We start from the raw sequence: 16,688 nt of genomic DNA, 5'->3' as shown, positions 1-16,688 counted from the left end.
GTACGTGACAGACTCTCCACCGCTATGGACATATCCGGGACCCAGCTCAGAGCCGTGCGCGCGGCGCTGTTCACGGCCTTCGTCGTGACGCTCAGCACCGCGTCGCACGTGCTGCTGTCCCGGGCCCCGCTGCCGTTCACGACGGTGGCCGCGGTCGCGGCCGGCGTGTTCGGCACGGCGTACGCGCTGGCGGGCCGCGAGCGCGGCTTCGGCCGGATCGCGGCCCTGCTGATCCCGCTGGAGCTGGCCGCCGACACGGTCTTCACCACCGGCCAGCACGCCTGCTACGGCCGGGCGGGCGGCCCCATCGCCGGCCCGCTGCGTGCGGTCGGCTTCGACGTGCTCTGCCACGGCGGCACGGTGGGCACCCCGCTGGCCCGGATGACCGGCGGCTCCCGTGCCGCCGCGGCCCTCGCGCACGCCGACCCGGCCGCCGCCTGGCTGCTGCTCGCCGCGCACGTCGGCGTCGGGCTGCTCGCCGCCGCCTGGCTGCGCCGCGGCGAGCGCGCCCTGACCCAGCTGCTGCGCGCGGTCGCCGCCACCACCTTCCGCCCGCTGCTCCTCGCGGCCGCCGCGGGCACGGCCCGGCCGGCTCCGGTACGACGGCTGCCGCGGACGGCGCCGCACCCGGCCGCCGTCCGCGACCTGCTCCTCGTGCACTCCCTGGGACGGCGCGGACCGCCGTGCGCCGGGGCGCTCGCCCTGCCCTTCGCCTGAGCGCCCCGCCCGCCCGAGCACGACGAGTCCCCCACACGTATCCCGCGTACGACACGTGCGCGTCCCCTATGGAGATCACCGACATGAGCAAGCGGAACAGCGCAGCTGCCAAGAACGCGGCCCGGGAACGGCTGCGCGCCGAACGCGAGAAGCAGGCCAAGCGCGCCAAGGTCAGGCGGCAGGCCATCGTGGCCGGCTCGGTCGTGGCCGTGCTGGCTGCGGCTGGCGGCATAGGCTACGCCGTCGTCCAGGCCAACAAGCCCAGCCACTGGGAGGCCGTGAAGGACGAGAAGGTCGTCGCCCCGGCCCACACCACGGGCACCGACGGCACCACCGTCATCATCGGCAAGTCCACCGCCGAGAAGACCCTGAAGGTCTACGAGGACCCGCGCTGCCCGATCTGCGCCCAGTTCGAGCAAACCGTCGGTTCGACGGTCAAGAAGGACATCGACGACGGCAAGTTCAAGATCCAGTACATCGGAGGCACGTTCCTCGACGGCGACTCGCTCGGCAAAGGCCGGATCGGCTCCCGTGGCGAGGGCTCCAAGAACGCCATGGCCGCCATGGGCGCCGCGCTGAACGTCAGCGACGAGGCCTTCCTGGAGTACAAGACCGCCCTGTACTCGAAGAAGTGGCACCCGGACGAGTCCACCGACAAGTTCAAGAGCGACAGCTACCTCATCGAGGTCGCCAACACCGTCCCGGCGCTCAAGGACAACAAGTCCTTCCAGGCGGACGTCAACTCCGGCAAGTACGACGCCTGGGCGCTGGCCATGTCGAAGACCTGGGACACCAACAAGGACGGCGTCACGGGCACTCCGAGCTTCGTCATGAACGGCAAGATCCTGACGGCCGACTCCAGCGGCAACCCGCCGATGACGGTCGACGCCTTCAACTCCGTGGTGGACGCGGCCCTCAAGGCCTGACGCCCGAGCGGAATTCCCGGCTCCACGTGAAGAGCAGGCGAACTTTGGTCAGTTCGCCTGCTCTTGTTCATACTGGTCAGTAACCTGAGCGCTCGTGACCAGTCGAAACAGATCAATACAGTCTTCCGAGAGTGCACACTCCCTCTCCCCCCGCCGCCGTACGGTCGTCAAGGCCGCGGCGGCGACCGCTGTCCTGGCCGCACCGCTGGCCGCCGCGCTGCCGGCCCGGGCCGCCACGGACGCGCCCGCCTTCCTGCACGGCGTCGCCTCCGGCGACCCGCTCCCCGACGGCATCCTGCTGTGGACCCGGGTGACGCCGACCGCCGACGCGACCCCGGGCTCCGGGGTCGGCCCGAACACCGAGGTCAGCTGGGTCGTCGCCACCGACAAGGCGCTGACGAACGTCGTCTCCAAGGGCTCCACCACCGCGACCGCCGCATCCGACCACACCGTCAAGGCGGACATCCGCGGCCTCGCCCCGGCCACCGACTACTGGTTCCGCTTCTCGGCCGGTTCCACGGACTCACCGGTGGCGCGCACCCGCACCGCGCCCGCGGCGGACGCCACCGTCTCCGGCCTGCGCTTCGGCGTGGTCTCCTGCGCCAACTGGGAGGCCGGCTACTTCGCCTCCTACCGGCACCTGGCCGCGCGCAGCGACCTCGACGCCTGGCTGCACCTCGGCGACTACATCTACGAGTACGGCACCGGCGAGTACGGCACCCGCGACACCGTGGTCCGCGAGCACGCGCCCACCCACGAGATCATCACGCTCGCCGACTACCGCATACGGCACGGCAAGTACAAGACCGACACCGATCTGCAGGCCCTGCACGCCAAGGCGCCGGTCATCGCCATCTGGGACGACCACGAGTTCGCCAACGACTCCTGGTCCGGCGGTGCCGAGAACCACACCGAGGGCGCCGAAGGCACCTGGACGGCCCGTCAGGCCGCCGCCAAGCAGGCCTACTTCGAGTGGATGCCGGTCCGCCCGGCCATCGCGGGCACCACCTACCGCCGGCTGCGCTTCGGCAAGCTCGCCGACCTCTCCCTGCTCGACCTGCGCTCCTTCCGCTCCCAGCAGGTGTCCACGGGCAGCGGCTCGGTCGACGACCCCGACCGCACCATCACCGGCCGCGCCCAGCTCGACTGGCTCAAGGCCGGTCTCAAGGCCTCCGACACCACCTGGCGGCTCGTCGGCAACTCGGTGATGATCTCGCCGTTCGCCATCGGCTCGCTCTCCGCCGATCTGTTCAAGCCGCTCGCCAAGCTGCTCGGCCTGCCCCAGGACGGCCTCGCCCTCAACACCGACCAGTGGGACGGCTACACCGACGACCGCCGCGAGCTGCTGGCCCACCTGCGCTCCAACGCGATCACCAACACGGTGTTCCTCACCGGCGACATCCACATGGCCTGGGCCAACGACGTACCCGTGGACGCCGGGACCTACCCGCTGTCCGCCTCGGCCGCCACCGAGTTCGTGGTCACCTCGGTGACCTCCGACAACCTCGACGACATCCTGAAGGTCTCCCCCGGCGTCGTCTCCGCCGTCGCCGCCCCCGTCATCCAGCTGGCCAACCGCCACGTGCACTGGGTCGACACGGACCGGCACGGCTACGGCATCCTGGACATCACGGCCGCGCGGGCGCAGATGGACTACTACGTCCTCTCCGACAAGACGAAGGCCGACGCCACCTCGTCCTGGGAGCGGTCGTACCGCACCCGCAGCGGCACCCAGAAGGTCGAGCGCACCTACGACCCGGTGTAACCGTCTCCTACAGCGTGTCGAGGAAGCCGAGCGCCACCCGCCAGGTGGCCTCGGCGGCCTCCTCGTCGTAGTCCGGCAGACCGGGGTCGGTGTAGAGGTGACCGGCTCCCTGGTACCGGTAGACCTCCACGTCGGCGCCGGCCCGGCCCATCTGCAGGTACCAGGCGCTGAGCCAGTCGTCCGTCTCGAAGGCGTCCGGCTCGGCCACGTGCAGCTGCACCGGCAGGTCGTCCACCGAGGCGCTGGGCGCGATGTCCGACGTGCCGTGCAGAAGCAGCAGCCCCCGCGCCCGCTCGTCGCCCAGCGCCAGCGTCTGCGCGATCGAGGCGCCCAGCGAGAACCCCGCGTACACCAGCCCGCGCTCCGAGTACGGCGCCGCCGCCAGCACGGCCCGCTTCAGCAGCTCGTCCTTGCCGATCGACTCGTTGAACGCCATGCCCTCCTCGACCGTGTCGAACGTGCGCCCCTCGAACAGGTCCGGCGTCCACACCTCGTGCCCGGCGGCACGCAGCCGGTCCGCGGCCTCGCGCACCGCGGGCCTGAGCCCATAGGTCGAGTGAAAGAGCATGATGTTCATGCGCCCATGGTGCCAGCCTCCGCCGGGGGCACCGACCTCCCTCCGCCTCGGACCGTGACGTCCTTCTCACCGGTCGACATGTTCAGGACCCCGCAAATCCGGTTACGTTCGGATCCATGGAGATGGAGAACGTACTCCGCCCGCTGATCGTGTTCGGCGGCGCCGTCGTCCTCACCCTGCTGATCGGCTGGGCGACCGATCTACTGCTGCGCAAGGCCGACGCACGGCACAGCGAGACGCCGCTGTGGGGCTTGCTGCGCCGCGGCCGCATCCCCTACCAGCTGGTGCTGTGCGCGGCCCTGCTCAGAGGCTCCTACGACCAGGCCGAACTGATCCTGGAGCACCGGGTGGCCGTCGGCCAGGTCCTGACCCTGGTACTGATCGGGTCGGCCGCCTGGCTGGTGGTGCAGATCGCGGCGGCCGTCGTGCAGTCGACCTACGACCGCTACGCACGCGCCCACCACGACGCGGCCCGGGTCCGCCGGGTGCGCACCCAGGTCTCGCTGATCATGCGGGTGGTGACGGCGGTCGTCGGCGTGGTGGCCGTCGCGGCGATGCTGCTGACCTTCCCGGCGATGCGCACGGCCGGCGCCTCGCTGCTGGCCTCCGCCGGAGTCCTCGGCATCGTCGCCGGTGTGGCCGCCCAGTCCACGCTGGCGAACATGTTCGCCGGTCTGCAGATCGCCTTCGGCGACATGGTGCGCCTCGGTGACACCGTCGTGGTCGACGGCGAGTGGGGCACGGTGGAAGAGATCACCCTGACCTTTCTGACGGTGCGGACCTGGGACGAGCGCCGGATCACCATGCCGGTGTCGTACTTCACCTCCAAACCCTTCGAGAACTGGTCGCGGGGCACCCCGCAAATGACGGGGATCGTCTACTGGCACGTCGACCACTCGGCACCGGTCGAGGCCATGCGGGACAAGCTCCAGGACATCCTGCGCGCGTGCCCGGCCTGGGACGGGCGGGCCTACGGTCTGGTGGTCACCGACTCCACACCGAACACGATGCAGGTCCGGGCGCTGGTGACCGCCAAGGACGCGGACGACATCTGGACGGTCCGGGTGACCGTCCGCGAGCAGATGATCACCTGGCTGTGCGCGGAGCACCCCTACGCCCTGCCCCGGGTCAACACGGCCGACGCGGTCCTGCCGCCCGGCGGGATCATCCCCTCCCAGGACGGGGTGGCGGCCGGCGCCAACCGGCGCCTGCACGAGCGGCCCTACACCGGCCCCCTCTGACCGCTCCGCTCTCCTCGCCCCGCGCCCTCAGTGGCCGCGTTCGGCGCCGCCGTTGACCTGGACGATCTGCGAGGTGACGTGCCCGGCGGCCGGGGAGGCCAGCCAGTGCAGGGTGGCGGCGACGTCACCGGGGATGCCGGCCCGCCCCGTGGACGTCTCGGCGACGAGCCGCTCCCGCCGGGCCTCGTCGACGGGGCCGCCGAAGAACTCGGTGTCCTCGACATATCCGGGCGCGACCACGTTCACGGTGACCCCGCGCGGCCCCAGCTGCCGGGCCAGGTCATGGGCGTAGGGGTGCAGGGCGGCCTTGGACGCCGCGTAGGACCCGGTTCCCGAGCCCCGGAAGGCCGCTATGGAGCTCAGGAACAGCACCCGCCCGCCGGGGTCGGCGAGCCGGTCCTTCAGCGCCTCCGTGAGCAGCACGGCGGTCAGCGTGTTCTGCCGGAAGTTGCCGCTCCAGACACGGGCGACGGCGTCGAGCGGGTCACCGGCCTCCGCGCCGGGCGCGAACGCCGCGTTCCCCCCGGCACTGTGGATGAGCACGTCCACGGTGCCGAACTCCTCGGCGACGAACCGCGCGACCTCGCGCACCTGCTCGGGTTCGGCCAGATCGGCGGCGTACACCTCCGCCCCGGGCACCCCGGCCTTCTCCAGCACCTCCCTGCGCCGCCCGAGCAGCAGCACCCGGTCCCCGTCCCCGGCGAACACCCGCGCCGCGGCGAGCCCGATGCCGGTTCCTCCACCACTGATCACAATGTTCCGAGCCATGATCCGAGACTACGAGGACGAAGCCGACGGCGCCTGCGACTGTCCACAGCCGACATGTACTTGTATGACCGCTGCTGTACAGCGCCCCCGGGGGGGGGCCTGGGGGTGCCCCCGGCCGAAGGCTGGGGAAGGAACTGCGCGACCAGCCACGACGGCGCCGCAGACGTACGACGGCACCCGGCGCGAAGCGCTCAGCGCAGGCTGCGCACGTCCAGATGCCGCAGCACCCGGTCCACGATCTCCGGATCCGCCCCCGGCTCGCTCCGCGCCGCCAGCACCTCGTGCCGCGCCGCGCTCAGCATCTCCTGCTGGATCCGCCGCAACCGCTTCAGCCGCCGCATCCGCTTGTCGTGGCCCTCCCGCCGCTCGTCCTCCACGACGTCGGGACTGATCCGGAACCCGATCTCGAAGGCCCGCCGCAGCATCTGCTCCGTCACGTCCTCCGGCAGCTCCTCGACCTGCTCGATCTCCTTCAGGCGCCGCCGTGCCGCCTTCGCCGCCCGTACCGCCAGTTCCTTCTCGATCTCCTTCTCGCGGCCGGTGTCGGCCCGTACGCCCAGCCGTTTCACCAGCCAGGGCAGGGTCAGCCCCTGGAGGACCAGGGTCGCCACGATCACACCGAAGGCGATGAAGACGATCTCGTTCCGGTCCGGGAAGGCCGACCCGTCGTCCGTCTTCAGGGGAATGGCCAGGGCCAGGGCCACCGAGGCCACCCCGCGCATTCCGGACCACCACATCACGATGGTCTCCCGCCAGCTGGTCGGGATCTCCTCGTCGTAGTCCCGCCGGGCGTGCAGCCGCTTGGTCAGCCAGGTCGCCGGCAGCAGCCAGACCAGCCGCACCACGACCACCACGCCCACGATCGCGGCCGCCCAGCCGAGCAGCTCGCCCCAGCGGCCGGACGCCGTGCGGATCGCGTTGTGCAGTTCCAGGCCGATCAGCCCGAACGCGACGCCGGTGACGAGCGTGTCGACGATGTCCCAGAAGGTGTATCCGGCGAGCCGGGTCATGACGTCGTCGGCGTCGGTCGCGTACTCGGCGATGAACAGCGCGGTGGTGAGGACGGCGAGGACGCCGGAGCCGTGCAGCTCCTCGGCGATGACGTAGGAGGCGTACGGGACGATCAGGGTCAGGCCGATCTGCAGGGTCGCGTCGCCGAGCACGTCCATCAGCTTGTTCGCGCCCCAGCCGAGCACCAGCCCCACGACGACCGCGACCACGGCGGACAGCAGGAAGTCCAGCCCGGCGCGCCACGGCGAGAACGTGCCGCTGACCACGGCCGCGATCGCCACGTGGTAGAGCACGATGGCCGTGACGTCGTTGAAGAGGCCCTCGCCCTCCAGGATCGACACCAGCCGGCGCGGCAGCCCGAGCTGTCCGGCGACGGCGGTCGCGGCGACCGGGTCGGGCGGGGCGACCAGCGCGCCCAGCGCGATCGCGGCGGCGATCGGCAGACCGGGCACGACCGCGTTGGCGACGACGGCCACGCACAGCGTGGTGACGAAGACCAGGGCCACGGCGAGCAGGAAGATCGGCCGTTTGTTGGCCGTGAACTGCCGCCAGGAGGTCCGCCGTACGGCGGCGTAGAGCAGCGGCGGCAGCAGGCCGGGCAGGATCAGCTCGGGCGGGATGTTCACGTTCGGCACGAAGTCGGCGACCGCGAGGACGATCCCGAACAAGGTCATCAGCACGGGTGCCGGCAGTCCGAACCGGTCCCCGATCGGAACACTCACCAAGGCCCCGAGCAGCAGCACGAACAGAAGGGCCAACTGATCCACGGCGAGCGCTCCGGGTGTAGACGATCACACAGCGGGCCTCCAGCCTGCCATGCCGGCTACAGAACCCTGCGCATCCCCTGGTGCGGGATGCCCGCCTCCTCGTACTCCGGCCCGTACGGCTCGTAGCCCAGCCGCTCGTAGAAGCCCAGCGCGTGGGTCTGCGCGTGCAGGTCCACCGCCGTCAGGCCATGCGCGCGTGCGGCCTCCTCGATGGCCCGGACCAGGGCGACGCCCACGCCGAGGCCGCGGGCCTCCGCGGCGACCGCGAGGCGGCCCAGGGAGCCGAGGGACGGGTCGCCGCCGGTCTTGGCCGCGGCGACCTCGCCGTACAGCAGGCGGCCGGTGCCGAGGGGTACGCCGTCCTCGCGGACCGCCAGGACGTGCACGGCGACGGGGTCGTACTCGTCGTACTCCAGGTCCTCGGGGACGCCCTGCTCGGCCACGAAGACCTGCTTGCGCACCGCGAAGCACGCCTCCAGGTCGGCGGGGTCCCGGGCGACCCGCACCGCGTACGCGCGCGTGCTCATCCGTAGGTCTCCTCGCGGACCTGGTCGAGCGCCTTGTGCAGATCGGCCGGGTAGTCGCTGGCGAACTCGACCCACTCGCCGTCCGCGGGGTGCTCGAAACCGAGCCGGACGGCGTGCAGCCACTGGCGGGTCAGGCGCAGCCGCTTGGCGAGCGTCGGGTCGGCGCCGTAGGTGAGGTCGCCGACGCAGGGGTGGCGGTGGGCGGCCATGTGGACGCGGATCTGGTGGGTGCGGCCGGTCTCCAGCTTCACGTCGAGCAGGGAGGCCGCGCGGAACGCCTCGATGAGGTCGTAGTGGGTCACGGAGGGCTTGCCGTCGGCCGTGACCGCCCACTTGTAGTCGTGCTGCGGGTGGCGGCCGATCGGGGCGTCGATGGTGCCGCTGGTCGGGTCGGGGTGGCCCTGCACGAGCGTGTGGTAGCGCTTGTCGACCGTGCGCTCCTTGAACTGGCGCTTGAGCGAGGTGTACGCCCGCTCCGACTTGGCGACCACCATCAGGCCCGACGTGCCGACGTCGAGGCGGTGCACGATGCCCTGGCGCTCGGCGGCGCCGGAGGTGGAGATGCGGTAGCCGGCGGCTGCCAGACCGCCGATCACGGTCGGGCCGGTCCAGCCCGGCGAGGGGTGCGCGGCCACGCCGACCGGCTTGACGATCACGACCACGTCCTCGTCGTCGTGCACGATCTCCATGCCCTCGACGGGCTCCGCGACGATCTGCACGGGCGCGGGCGCCCCCGGCATCTCGACCTCCAGCCAGGCCCCGCCGCGCACCCGTTCGGACTTGCCGACCACCGAGCCGTCGACCTGGACCTTGCCCGCCGCGGCCAGCTCGGCCGCCTTGGTGCGGGAGAAGCCGAACATGCGGGAGATGGCGGCGTCGACACGCTCGCCCTCCAGGCCGTCGGGCACGGGCAGGGTTCGGATCTCGGGAAGCGTACTCACCCGTCGAGTATGCCGGACGGCGCCGACGGCACCGTACGCACGCCCCTGAAGCCCCTCGAGGCGCCCTCAGTCCTTGTGGACGGTGCCGTCGGGGTCCAGGCCGCGGAAGGAGAGCAGCACGATCAGGACGCCGCCGCAGACGATCGCGGAGTCGGCGAGGTTGAACACCGCGAAGCCCTTGGGTGCGATGAAGTCGACGACCTGGCCCTCGAAGATCCCCGGCGAGCGGAAGATCCGGTCGGTGAGGTTGCCGAGCGCGCCGCCGAGCAGCAGGCCGAGGGCGACCGCCCAGGGGAAGCTGTACAGCTTGCGGGCCAGCCGGAAGATCACGACGATCACGGCCGCCGCGATCACCGTGAAGATGATCGTGAAGGCGCCGCCGAAGCCGAAGGCCGCGCCCGGGTTGCGGATCGCGTGGAACTCCAGCCAGTCGCCGACGACCTCGATCGGCGCGTGGTGCTCCAGCTTCGCGACCACGATCATCTTGCTGACCAGGTCGAGGGCGTACGCGAAGGCGGCCACCGCGAAGAGCACGGCGATCCGGCGCCCGCGGCCGGGCCGCCGTTCCGCGGTGGACTGCTGATCCGCACCGGTGGCCTCGGACGCGCCGGGCGCCGCCGTCCGCTCGCCGCCGTCGTCCGGGGTGCCCGGCGTACCGATGATGCGTTCCGCCTCTGCCACGTGAGTCCCTCAACCTAGGTGCCTGCTCGGGACGAGACTACGGCACGCCCCCGGGGACCCCGATGCTCAGTAGCGGCGTTCCTGCTTCTGCTTGCATTCGACGCACAGGGTGGCCCTCGGGAAGGCCTGCATCCGCGCCTTGCCGATGGGGTTTCCGCAGTTCTCGCAGAGGCCGTAGGTGCCCGCGTCGAGCTTCTGCAGGGCGCGCTCGGTCTGTTCGAGCATCTCGCGCGCGTTGGCGGCCAGCGCCAGTTCGTGCTCGCGGGTGATGTTCTTGGTGCCGGTGTCGGCCTGGTCGTCACCCGCACCGTCCCCGGAGTCCCGCATCAGCCCGGCCAGGGCGCTCTCGGACGCATCGAGCTCGGCGCGCAGCCGCATCGCCTCGGCCGTCAGCTCGGTGCGCGCCTCGGTGACCTCCTCAGGCGTCCACGGGTCCTCGCCGGGCCGCACCGCGAGTTCACCCGGAGGCGCTGTGGCGACCCGCGCCTTGGGGAGGGCGGTGTCCGCCGCCGTGGCCGTGCCAGGAGTCTTCTTCGCAACCACCGTCGTGGCTCCCGTCTGCTTCGCGGCCCGCGCCGCGCCCGCTTTCTTGGCCGTGCTCTTCTTGGCCGTGCTCTTCTCCGCCGCGGTCTTCGTCGCCGCGGTCCTGGACGCGCTCTTCTCCGCCTTCTCCGACGTCGCCCCGTCGGCCTTCTTCGCGGCGGCCTTCTTCTCGGCCGCCTTCCTCACCGGCCGCTTCTTCGCGGACTCTTTCCCGGCGGAACCCTTTTCACCCGGTGTTTTCCTGGAAGGAGCCGCCGCTGTCGCGCGCGTGCTCTGCTTTCCGCCGCCCCCTTCGGTGTCGCCGTCGGGGGCAGCCGTGCCCCTGGACCGGCCGGGCGCCGGCTGCTGTACGGCGGTCTTCTTCGCCACCATGGCCGCAGCCCCTTCACATATTGTGATCTTGCACGCGAATCGTGCTGGGACGATAAATCGACTCGAGTCCCGCGGCAACGGGGCACGCCGCCCGATCCGCCTGCCCCGCACCCCCCACGCAGCAGGTATGCATCCGTTGTGCCCAGCTCCCCGCGCGGTAATCCGCCGAGCCGGACATCCCAGGATGCGAACACGCGTACCGCGCCATTCGGGTCATCTCGGCAGGTGGACCGCTCCGCCCCGGCGGCGGCCGGAAAACCGGTCGGCCGCTGTCCGTGCGGCGCCGTACACTGGGCGGAGCGAGAAGCGTGGATGGGGACGAGTAGCGGCGTACGCAGCCCAGAGCGACCCGGGGACGGTGGGAGCCCGGGGGCGAGCGCGACGTGAAGATCACCCCGGAGCCGCCGGAAGAACGCCCCGCACGGGCCAGTAGAGCCGGCTTCGCGACCCCAATGAGGGGGCTCACCGGCGCGTACGGCGTCCGGAGGGCCAAGGAGGGTGGTACCGCGGGAGCGCGCCGCACACGGCGTATGCAGGACAAGGCTCTCGTCCCTCCGACGGAAGGCAGCAAGTCCGTTGGAGGAAGCTCGCAGATGACAGCGCCGACGTACCGCCAGGTGCCCGCCCAGGTCGACCTGCCCGCCCTCGAGCACGCCGTGCTCGACTTCTGGCGCGAGCAGAAGATCTTCGCCAAGACCCTGGAGCAGTCCGAGGGCCGCCCCGAGTGGGTGTTCTACGAGGGCCCGCCCACCGCCAACGGCATGCCCGGCGCCCACCACATCGAGGCGCGCGTCTTCAAGGACGTCTTCCCCCGCTTCCGCACCATGCGCGGCTACCACGTGGCCCGCAAGGCCGGCTGGGACTGCCACGGTCTGCCCGTCGAGCTCGCGGTCGAGAAGGAGCTGGGGTTCAGCGGCAAGCCGGACATCGAGAAGTACGGCATCGCCGAGTTCAACGCCAGGTGCCGGGAGTCGGTGACCCGTCACACCGACGCCTTCGAGGCGCTGACGACCCGCATGGGGTACTGGACCGACCTGGACGACGCCTACCGCACGATGGACCCCGAGTACATCGAGTCGGTCTGGTGGTCGCTGAAGACGATCTTCGACAAGGGCCTGCTGGTCCAGGACCACCGCGTCGCCCCCTGGTGCCCGCGCTGCGGCACCGGCCTGTCCGACCACGAGCTGGCACAGGGCTACGAGACGGTCGTCGACCCCTCCGTGTACGTCCGTTTCCCGCTCACCTCCGGTCCGCTCGCCGGCCAGGCCGCGCTCCTGGTGTGGACGACCACCCCCTGGACCCTGGTGTCCAACACGGCGGTCGCCGCGCACCCGGAGGTCACCTACGTCGTCGCGACCGACGGCGAGGAGCAGCTCGTCGTCGCCGAGCCGCTTCTCGCCAAGGCGCTCGGCGAGGGCTGGGAGACCACGGGCCGGACCTTCACCGGCGCCGACATGGAGCGCTGGACCTATCAACGTCCGTTCGAGCTCGTAGAGTTCCCGGAACCGGCGCATTACGTCGTGAACGCGGAGTACGTCACGACCGAGGACGGTACGGGTCTGGTGCACCAGTCCCCCGCCTTCGGCGAGGACGACCTCAGGGTCTGCCGTGCCTACGGCCTGCCGGTGGTGAACCCGGTCCGCCCGGACGGCACCTTCGAGGAGGACGTGCCCCTGGTCGGCGGCGTCTTCTTCAAGAAGGCCGACGAACAGCTCACCGAGGACCTCAAGCAGCGCGGCCTCCTCTTCAAACACCTGCCGTACGAACACAGCTACCCGCACTGCTGGCGTTGCCACACCGCGCTGCTCTACTACGCGCAGCCGTCCTGGTACATCCGCACGACGGCGATCAAGGACCGCCTGCTCGCGGAGAACGAGAAGACGAACTGGTTCCCGGAGACCGTCAAGCACGGCCGGTACGGGGACTGGCTCAACAACAACATCGACTGGGCGCTGTCCCGCAACCGCTACTGGGGCACCCCGCTGCCGATCTGGCGCTGCGAGGAGGACCACCTCACCGTGGTCGGCTCCCGCGCGGAGCTGACCGAGCTGACCGGCACCGACCAGTCGGAGCTGGACCCGCACCGCCCGTTCATCGACGCGGTCACCTTCGCCTGCCGCCACGACGGCTGCGGCAGGACGGCCACGCGCGTGCCGGAGGTCATCGACGCCTGGTACGACTCGGGTTCGATGCCGTTCGCGCAGTGGGGCTACCCGTACAAGAACAAGGAGCTGTTCGAGGGCCGGTACCCGGCGCAGTTCATCTCCGAGGCGATCGACCAGACGCGCGGGTGGTTCTACACGCTGATGGCCGTCGGCACGCTGGTCTTCGACAAGTCGTCGTACGAGAACGTGGTCTGCCTCGGGCACATCCTCGCCGAGGACGGCCGAAAGATGTCCAAGCACCTGGGCAACATCCTGCAGCCGATCCCGTTGATGGACCAGCACGGCGCGGACGCGGTGCGCTGGTTCATGGCGGCCGGCGGCTCCCCGTGGGCGGCCCGCCGGGTCGGGCACGGCACGATCCAGGAGGTCGTCCGCAAGACGCTGCTGACGTACTGGAACACGGTCGCCTTCCAGGCGCTGTACGCCCGCACGTCGAACTGGGCGCCGAGCGGGGCGGACCCGGCCCCGGCCGACCGCCCGGTCCTGGACCGCTGGCTGCTCTCCGAGCTGCACGCGCTCACCGACCAGGTGACGCAGGCATTGGAGGCGTACGACACCCAGCGCGCCGGCAAGCTGCTGTCGGCGTTCGTCGACGACCTGTCCAACTGGTACGTCCGCCGGTCGCGGCGCCGGTTCTGGCAGGGCGACAAGGCCGCGCTGCGCACGCTGCACGAGGTCGTGGAGACCGTCACCAGGCTGATGGCCCCGCTGACCCCCTTCATCACCGAGCGGGTGTGGCAGGACCTGGTGGTGCCGGTGACCCCGGGCGCCCCGGAGTCGGTGCACCTGGCGACGTGGCCGGAGGCCGACCTGTCCGCGATCGACCCGGAGCTGTCGAAGCAGATGGTTCTGGTACGACGGCTCGTGGAGCTCGGCCGGGCCACGCGCGCGGAGTCGGGTGTCAAGACGCGGCAGCCGCTGTCCCGGGCGCTGGTCGCGGCGGTCGGCTTCGACGCGCTCGACGCGGAGCTGCACGGGCAGATCACCGAGGAGCTGAACGTCTCCTCGCTGGCGTCCCTCTCCGACGTGGGCGGCTCGCTGGTCGACACGACCGCGAAGGCGAACTTCCGGGCGCTGGGCAAGCGGTTCGGCAAGCGGGTGCAGGAGGTCGCCAAGGCGGTCGCCGCGGCGGACGCGGCCGCGCTGTCGCTGGCGCTGCGCGAGGGCACGGCGTCGGTCGAGGTAGACGGCGAGACCGTGACGCTCGCACCGGACGAGGTGATCATCACGGAGACGCCTCGCGAGGGCTGGTCGGTGGCGTCGGACTCCGGGGCGACCGTGGCGCTCGACCTGGAGATCACGGAGGAGCTGCGGCAGGCCGGGCTCGCCCGGGACGCGATCCGGCTGATCCAGGAGGCGCGCAAGAACAGCGGGCTGGATGTGGCGGACCGGATCGCGCTCAGGTGGGTGTCGACCGATCCGGCGGTGATCGCGGCGCTGGCGGAACATGCTGTGCTGATCGCCGACGAGGTGCTGGCGACCGACTTCTCCCAGGGCGAGGGGGATGACGGTTACGGCGATCCCTTCACCGACGAGGGGCTCTCGCTGACGTTCCGCCTGCGCAAGGCGTAGCCGCCGGCCTGTCCGAGAGGGCCCGGTCTCCACGCGGGGATCGGGCCCCTCCTCGCAGACGCGGGCCGGAACAGCCACCGTGCGCGGTTCCCCGCGCCCCTTTCGAGGGGCCGCCCCCTCACACCCGCGAGCCACAGCCCGGAGCGTGCGCGGTTCCCCGCGCCCCTTTCGGGCGGTCGGCCTCTCGCGCCTGGGGGTGTCCTGAGTGTGTCTGGGGGGGCGATCCGTGCACAAGAGCGGGGCCCCGGATGGGAATCCGGGGCCCCGCTCTTGTGCTCTGCCGACGGCTACGCGCGCTACGCGCCCGCCGTCAGTTGTCGTCCTCGTCGATGAGGAAGCCGCGCATCGGGGACGGCGCCTGGCCCATCGGAGAGGGGCCCTGCGGGCGTACCGGTGCCATCGGCTGGGTCATCGCCGGCGTCATCTGCTGCTGGCCGCCGTAGGACGGGGCAGCGGGGGACGGGCCGCCGCCCATCGACGGGTTGCCGCCGTAGGACGGGGCGCTCGCGCCGGCCGGGGCCATGGAGGGCGCCGGGGACGGCGGGAGGGAGGCCGCGGCCGGGGTGCGCGGCGGCGCCAGGGAGTCGTCGGCCTGGGTCTCGAGCTGACGCAGCTGCGACTCCAGGTACGACTTCAGACGCGTGCGGTACTCGCGCTCGAAGCCGCGCAGGTCCTCGACCTTGCGCTCCAGCGTGGCGCGCGCGGACTCCAGGGAGCCCATGGCGACGCGGTGCTTCTCCTGCGCGTCCCGCTCCAGCGCGTCGGCCTTGGCACGGGCGTCACGCTCCAGACCCTCGGCGCGGCTGCGGGCCTCGCCGACGATCTTGTTGGCCTCGGAGCGGGCCTCGGCGATCGCCTGGTCGGCGGTCTGCTGGGCCAGCGAGAGGACGCGGGCGGCGCTGTCGCCACCAGGGCCCTGACCGGGGCCGCCCATCGGACCGCCCATGGGGCCGCCCATCGGACCACCCATCTGCTGCTGCATGGGGGGCTGGCCACCCATCGGGCCCATGCCCTGGCCCATCGGACCCTGGCCCATGCCCTGACCCATCGGACCCGGGCCCTGGCCCATCGGACCCTGGCCCTGGCCCATCGGACCCTGGCCCATCGGACCGGGACCCTGCGGACCGCCCTGGCCACTGGGACCGGCCGGCAGCTGCGGGGCGCCGCTCGGCAGCTGCGGGGGACCGCCCATGGGGCCACCCATCTGCTGCTGCGGCGGGCCCGATATGCCGGCGGGCACCGGAGCGCCGGGACCTCGCATGCCCTGCTGCGGCATACCGCCCTGAGGCATGCCCTGCTGCGGCATACCCTGCTGCGGCATGCCCTGCTGCGGCATCCCACCCTGAGGCATGCCGCCCTGCTGGTCCTGCGGCTCCGGAGGCTTGCGCATGTTCTGCTGGTTCTGGGCAGCAGCACGCGTGGCCGCGGCCAGCTTGGCGCGCAGGTCCTCGTTCTCGCGGAGCAGGCGCGTCAGTTCGGCTTCGACCTCATCGAGGAAGGCATCGACCTCGTCCTCGTCATAGCCTTCTCGGAGGCGGACGGTCGTGAACTGCTTGTTCCGCACGTCCTCGGGGGTCAACGGCATCTCTTCACCTCAACGTAGTCGTCGGCATCGGCAAGACGGTAGGTCACATCGCTCATCACAGCCGACCAACGATCGCGATCAGGATGTAGACGATGATCATCAGTACGAAGAAGGACAGGTCGAGCGCCACGCCCCCGAGACGCAGCGGCGGGATGAACCGCCGCAGAAGCTTGAGCGGTGGATCGGTGACAGTGTAGGTGGCCTCAAGTACGACCACCATCGCCTTGCCGGGTTGCCATGAGCGGGCGAACTGGAACACGTAGTCCATGACCAACCGGAAGATGAGCACGATGAGGAAGCACATCAGCGCGATGTAGATCACATCCAGGAACACGCTCATGGTCCGTGCTTTCCCTCTCCCCTGTTTCCGTGCCTCATATCCGGTCTTGCGTCTCAGCTCTGGTTGAAGAACCCGCCCTCTGCGATGCGGGCCTTGTCCTCCGCCGTGACATCGACGTTAGCAGGCGACAACAGGAACACCTTCTGCGTCACCCGCTCGATGCTGCCGTGAAGACCAAACACCAAACCGG

The 16,688-nt window shown here is 71.1% G+C and carries 15 protein-coding genes; 5 read left to right on the top strand and 10 right to left on the bottom strand.

Annotated elements, in window-relative coordinates; all coding sequences use genetic code 11:
• Window positions 1–24 precede the first annotated feature (24 nt).
• The 3 genes from JF597_RS45235 to JF597_RS45225 all read left to right on the top strand — a co-directional run bounded on the left by JF597_RS45235 (window position 25) and on the right by JF597_RS45225 (window position 3,408).
• Entirely contained in the window at window positions 25–717 is a 693-nt protein-coding gene (locus JF597_RS45235; RefSeq protein ID WP_294010813.1) for a hypothetical protein, read from the top strand.
• An 83-nt stretch (window positions 718–800) separates the two neighbouring features.
• Window positions 801–1,643 carry a thioredoxin domain-containing protein gene (locus tag JF597_RS45230; RefSeq protein WP_294010810.1) on the top strand — a complete coding sequence of 281 codons (843 nt, stop codon included), beginning with the start codon at window positions 801–803 and terminating at the stop codon, window positions 1,641–1,643.
• 94 nt (window positions 1,644–1,737) lie between these two features.
• The gene (locus JF597_RS45225) at window positions 1,738–3,408 is read left to right on the top strand and encodes an alkaline phosphatase D family protein (RefSeq protein WP_294010807.1); all 1,671 of its coding nucleotides are present in this window, start codon (window positions 1,738–1,740) and stop codon (window positions 3,406–3,408) included.
• 7 nt (window positions 3,409–3,415) lie between these two features.
• Here the strand turns inward: JF597_RS45225 and JF597_RS45220 are convergent, their stop codons facing one another.
• Complete coding sequence (locus tag JF597_RS45220; protein WP_294010805.1) at window positions 3,416–3,985, bottom strand: dienelactone hydrolase family protein; 570 nt, start codon at window positions 3,983–3,985, stop codon at window positions 3,416–3,418.
• Window positions 3,986–4,107: 122 nt separating this feature from the next.
• On the opposite strand from JF597_RS45220, the gene JF597_RS45215 reads away from it, so the two are divergent.
• On the top strand, window positions 4,108–5,226 hold the full coding sequence (locus tag JF597_RS45215) for a mechanosensitive ion channel domain-containing protein (protein WP_294010847.1): 1,119 nt from the start codon (window positions 4,108–4,110) through the stop codon (window positions 5,224–5,226).
• A 27-nt stretch (window positions 5,227–5,253) separates the two neighbouring features.
• Here the strand turns inward: JF597_RS45215 and JF597_RS45210 are convergent, their stop codons facing one another.
• The 6 genes from JF597_RS45210 to JF597_RS45185 all read right to left on the bottom strand — a co-directional run bounded on the left by JF597_RS45210 (window position 5,254) and on the right by JF597_RS45185 (window position 10,836).
• Complete coding sequence (locus JF597_RS45210) at window positions 5,254–5,994, bottom strand: SDR family oxidoreductase (protein WP_294010802.1); 741 nt, start codon at window positions 5,992–5,994, stop codon at window positions 5,254–5,256.
• Window positions 5,995–6,185: 191 nt separating this feature from the next.
• Entirely contained in the window at window positions 6,186–7,772 is a 1,587-nt protein-coding gene (locus JF597_RS45205) for a Na+/H+ antiporter (RefSeq protein WP_294010800.1), read from the bottom strand.
• Window positions 7,773–7,828: 56 nt separating this feature from the next.
• Window positions 7,829–8,299 carry a GNAT family N-acetyltransferase gene (locus tag JF597_RS45200; RefSeq protein WP_294010798.1) on the bottom strand — a complete coding sequence of 157 codons (471 nt, stop codon included), beginning with the start codon at window positions 8,297–8,299 and terminating at the stop codon, window positions 7,829–7,831.
• A complete protein-coding gene (locus JF597_RS45195) occupies window positions 8,296–9,240 on the bottom strand; it encodes an RluA family pseudouridine synthase (protein WP_294010795.1) in 945 nt (314 codons plus the stop codon). Before JF597_RS45195 ends, JF597_RS45200 begins: the two co-directional genes overlap by 4 nt.
• A gap of 66 nt (window positions 9,241–9,306) precedes the next feature.
• Entirely contained in the window at window positions 9,307–9,921 is a 615-nt protein-coding gene (gene lspA / locus JF597_RS45190) for a signal peptidase II (RefSeq protein ID WP_294010793.1), read from the bottom strand.
• 66 nt (window positions 9,922–9,987) lie between these two features.
• The gene (locus JF597_RS45185) at window positions 9,988–10,836 is read right to left on the bottom strand and encodes a TraR/DksA C4-type zinc finger protein (RefSeq protein WP_294010791.1); all 849 of its coding nucleotides are present in this window, start codon (window positions 10,834–10,836) and stop codon (window positions 9,988–9,990) included.
• 593 nt (window positions 10,837–11,429) lie between these two features.
• Here JF597_RS45185 and ileS point away from each other — a divergent pair.
• The gene (gene ileS, locus JF597_RS45180; protein WP_294010788.1) at window positions 11,430–14,573 is read left to right on the top strand and encodes an isoleucine--tRNA ligase; all 3,144 of its coding nucleotides are present in this window, start codon (window positions 11,430–11,432) and stop codon (window positions 14,571–14,573) included.
• 310 nt (window positions 14,574–14,883) lie between these two features.
• Here the strand turns inward: ileS and JF597_RS45175 are convergent, their stop codons facing one another.
• The 3 genes from JF597_RS45175 to sepF form a co-directional block, all read right to left on the bottom strand.
• The gene (locus tag JF597_RS45175) at window positions 14,884–16,158 is read right to left on the bottom strand and encodes a DivIVA domain-containing protein (protein WP_294010786.1); all 1,275 of its coding nucleotides are present in this window, start codon (window positions 16,156–16,158) and stop codon (window positions 14,884–14,886) included.
• 55 nt (window positions 16,159–16,213) lie between these two features.
• Complete coding sequence (locus tag JF597_RS45170) at window positions 16,214–16,498, bottom strand: YggT family protein (RefSeq protein ID WP_046729537.1); 285 nt, start codon at window positions 16,496–16,498, stop codon at window positions 16,214–16,216.
• A gap of 53 nt (window positions 16,499–16,551) precedes the next feature.
• The coding region (gene sepF / locus JF597_RS45165; protein ID WP_294010845.1) for a cell division protein SepF at window positions 16,552–16,688 on the bottom strand (137 nt) is incomplete at its 5' end.

The sequence above is a fragment of the Streptomyces sp. genome, from assembly GCF_019510245.1.
Taxonomy (GTDB): domain Bacteria; phylum Actinomycetota; class Actinomycetes; order Streptomycetales; family Streptomycetaceae; genus Streptomyces.
This window is presented reverse-complemented; position numbering and strand designations above follow the sequence as displayed.

Coding starts and splice junctions, on each gene's coding strand:
- ileS (WP_294010788.1), top strand. CDS start 11,430: ATGACAGCGCCGACGTACCGCCAGGTGCCCGCCCAGGTCGACCTGCCC.
- JF597_RS45170 (WP_046729537.1), bottom strand. CDS start 16,498: ATGAGCGTGTTCCTGGATGTGATCTACATCGCGCTGATGTGCTTCCTC.
- JF597_RS45230 (WP_294010810.1), top strand. CDS start 801: ATGAGCAAGCGGAACAGCGCAGCTGCCAAGAACGCGGCCCGGGAACGG.
- JF597_RS45200 (WP_294010798.1), bottom strand. CDS start 8,299: ATGAGCACGCGCGCGTACGCGGTGCGGGTCGCCCGGGACCCCGCCGAC.
- JF597_RS45185 (WP_294010791.1), bottom strand. CDS start 10,836: ATGGTGGCGAAGAAGACCGCCGTACAGCAGCCGGCGCCCGGCCGGTCC.
- JF597_RS45175 (WP_294010786.1), bottom strand. CDS start 16,158: ATGCCGTTGACCCCCGAGGACGTGCGGAACAAGCAGTTCACGACCGTC.
- JF597_RS45235 (WP_294010813.1), top strand. CDS start 25: ATGGACATATCCGGGACCCAGCTCAGAGCCGTGCGCGCGGCGCTGTTC.
- JF597_RS45210 (WP_294010802.1), bottom strand. CDS start 5,994: ATGGCTCGGAACATTGTGATCAGTGGTGGAGGAACCGGCATCGGGCTC.
- JF597_RS45215 (WP_294010847.1), top strand. CDS start 4,108: ATGGAGAACGTACTCCGCCCGCTGATCGTGTTCGGCGGCGCCGTCGTC.
- JF597_RS45220 (WP_294010805.1), bottom strand. CDS start 3,985: ATGAACATCATGCTCTTTCACTCGACCTATGGGCTCAGGCCCGCGGTG.